At 74.9% G+C, this 2,971-nt stretch carries 2 protein-coding genes and 1 pseudogene; 1 reads left to right on the plus strand and 2 read right to left on the minus strand.

Features of this window, described 5'->3' with window-relative positions; translation table 11 throughout:
- Positions 1–225 precede the first annotated feature (225 nt).
- Entirely contained in the window at positions 226–1,473 is a 1,248-nt protein-coding gene (locus AB0F11_RS37960; protein WP_362184400.1) for an MFS transporter, read from the minus strand.
- 137 nt (positions 1,474–1,610) lie between these two features.
- Here AB0F11_RS37960 and AB0F11_RS37965 point away from each other — a divergent pair, with 137 nt between their 5' ends.
- Positions 1,611–2,519, plus strand: coding sequence for a LysR family transcriptional regulator (locus AB0F11_RS37965; protein WP_362184402.1), 909 nt, complete (start codon positions 1,611–1,613; stop codon positions 2,517–2,519).
- Positions 2,520–2,581: 62 nt separating this feature from the next.
- Here the strand turns inward: AB0F11_RS37965 and AB0F11_RS37970 are convergent.
- Positions 2,582–2,971: pseudogene (locus AB0F11_RS37970) on the minus strand (FAD-dependent oxidoreductase); the annotation flags it as partial.

The raw sequence follows: 2,971 nt of genomic DNA on the forward strand, positions 1-2,971 counted from the left end.
CTGCGGCCACCGCCTGGCGCGCGGGCCACCCCCGCTCGGTCCCCGAGCAGAAGGCGGTGGCCGAGCTCCCGGCCCGGACCCGCGCGGCGCTGGGTCCCGATCGCTACGAGGAGGAGGCCGCGGCGGGCGCCGTACTCTCCCCGGCCGAGGTCGTCGCCCTCCTCACCGCAACCTGATCACAACGGGCGGCAGCGCCCCGTTCGCGGTGACGGCCGCCGCCGCGCCTCAGCCGCGGCTCCCGGCGGCCTCCGCATCGCAGGACGGCTCAGCGGGGACACGCCACAGGAGCAGCAGCGGGGTTGCCAGCAGCAGCACCCCGGCCAGGCCGATGGCCGTGCGCGGGCCGAGGAGGCCGCCCAGTACGCCCCATGCAGCGGTCAGCAGTGCGGTCGTGGCCTTGGTCGTCACCGCCCAGGCGGACAGCGTACGGGCTGCCCGGTCGGCCGCGATGCGCTGCAGGCGGTAGGTGGCGTGGACGGGGTTGAAGATCCCGCAGCAGAGGATGAGCCCGAGCTCGACGCCCATCACCAGCAGCAGCCCGCCGGTACCCGGCCCCACGAAGGTCAGTTCGACGGGCCAGACGGCGCGCAGCACCCCGGTCACGAGGAGGACCCGCTGCTGCCCGAAGCGGGTGACGAGCGGTCGGGCCAGCCGCGCCCCGAGCAGCCCGCCGGCCGCGGGCAGGGCGAAGGCGAGGCCGTACTGCCACGGCGCGAACCCGAGCCGCCCGAGCATCAGGACGGCCAGCAGCGGCGATGCGGCCATCACCAGGCCGTTGAACGAGGCGGTGTTGACGAACAGCGGACGCAGGGTCGCGTCGGCGAGGATGTGCCGCCACCCGTCGAGCAGCTGCCCGGCCCGTATGCGCGGGCCCTCCCGGCGCCCGGGCGGCGGCTCGTGGCCGCCCATGGCGCGGATGCCGAGCGCCGAGAGCAGGTAGCTGAGGGCGTCGGCCAGCACCGTGGCCACCGGACCGAGGAGTCCGATCGCCGCACCGCCCAGCGGCGGCCCGATGATGGTGGTGGTCCAGGCCGTGGACTCGAACCGGGCGTGGGCGACGAGCAGGTCATCCGCCGGCAGCAGCGTCTTCAGGTACGCGCCGGAGGCGGCACGGAAGGTGATGTCGGCCGCCGCGACGACGACCGAGACCAGCAGGAGCTGGACGAAGGTGAGCACGCCGAGCGCGTACGCGGCGGGGACCGTCAGCAGCGCCGCGCACCGCACCAGGTCCATCGCGATCAGCACCGGCCGCTTGCGGCGGAACTCCACCCACGGGCCGAGCGGCACCGCCGCGGCCGCGCCCGCGGCCGCCCCCACGGCGGAGAGGGCGGCGACACCCACCGGCCCGGCGTCCAGCACCCGGATCGCGATCAACGGAAACGCGCCGAAGGCCAGCCATGTGCCGAGTGCGCTGGTTCCGTACGCTCCCCAGAGCCACCCGAACCGCCGCCCCAACCGGTGCCCGCTCCCCATGCCCCCGCCGCCCCTCGTTCACCCACTCGCACAACCGGTCCGCGATCGGAAGCATCAAAGCGAGCACAGCGGCCCGGGATCAAACAACCGCAAGGCCACTCGGCCACAACCAACAGTTGTACCCCTAGGCTGTCCGCATGGATCTCGAGACCGTCCGGACCTTCGTCGCAGCCGCCGACGCGGGGCAGTTCCAGGAGGCCGCCGCCGAGCTGGCCGTCACCCAGCAGGCCGTCTCCAAGCGCATCGCCACCCTGGAGCGCACCCTCGGCGTGCGGCTGTTCACCCGTACGCCGCGCGGCGCCGAGCTGACCATCGACGGGCAGGCGTTCCTGCCCCACGCCCGGGAGCTGCTGCGCGTCGCCGACCGGGCCGTCGCGTCCGTACACACCGGCCGCCGTCCCCTGCGCGTGGACATCATCGCCTCGCGCGGTGCGGCGTCGGCCCTGATGCGCGGCTTCCACCGCGCGCACCCCGAGATCGACCTCGACGTGCTGATGCTGTTCGACATCGAGAAGGCCGTCGCCGCCATCCGGTCCGGTGCGATCGACGCGTCCTTCCGCGCCGTCGCAGCGCCCGGCCGGACCCTCCCCCCTGACATCGAGTCCGTCCGGGTGCTCGACGAGCCGCTCCAGCTGCTCACCGGCCCCGGCCACGTGCTGGCCGGCGCCCGCTCGGTGACCCTCGCCCAGCTCGTCGGGCACCGCATCTGGATGCCCGGCGTCGTCCCGGGCACCGAGTGGACCGCCTACTACGACGACCTCGTCGCCGGGTTCGGCCTCACCATCGAGGCGACCGGCCCCAACTTCGGCTCCGACGCCCTCCTCGACACCATCGCCGACACCCCGGCCCTGGCCACGTTCATGGGCGAGCACACCCGCCTGGTCTGGCCCGCCGGCCACGGCCTGCGCCGGATCCCGGTGACCGACCCGACGCCCGTCTACCCGCACTCGCTCCTGTGGCACCGCCACAACCCCCACCCCGCGCTGGCCACCCTCCGCGCCCACCTCGCCACCACGGCGGCCGGCCACGACGCGCCCGGCACCTGAGCGCCGGACTGGGTCGTCCCGCGCTGAACGCCGCCGCGTGCCGTCGACGAGCTCGGCGGCTCCTACGGCATGTAGTCCTCGACGGTGACGGAGTCGTGCAGGCGAGCGCTCTTGGTGGTGAGGCGGACGAGAGCACGGCCGGGGCCCGCCGGCAGGGCGGAGATCAGACGGGCGCCCTGGGCCAGTCCCCACACCCCGAGGCGGGAGGTCGGGACGAGGGTCTTCGCCGCGCTCAGCGCGGCCGCCCGACTGCCGTGCACCTGCTCGGCCATGGCCCGCTCGTACGCGGGGAAGGCGCGCTCATGGTCACCACCCGCCCGCGCCAGCTGCCCGGCGAGGACGTACGCGCCGACGACCGCCAGGCTGGTGCTGCCGCCGACGGCCGGCCCGGGGCAGTAGCCCGCGTCGCCGACGAGCGTCACCCTTCCCCGTGACCAGGTGTCCATGCGGAG

It is taken from the genome of Streptomyces sp. NPDC032472 (genome assembly GCF_040636955.1).
Lineage (GTDB): Bacteria > Actinomycetota > Actinomycetes > Streptomycetales > Streptomycetaceae > Streptomyces.

Bases quoted from the DNA above. Each gene is read 5' to 3' on its own strand.
- AB0F11_RS37960 (WP_362184400.1), bottom strand. From the start codon at position 1,473: ATGGGGAGCGGGCACCGGTTGGGGCGGCGGTTCGGGTGGCTCTGGGGA.
- AB0F11_RS37965 (WP_362184402.1), top strand. From the start codon at position 1,611: ATGGATCTCGAGACCGTCCGGACCTTCGTCGCAGCCGCCGACGCGGGG.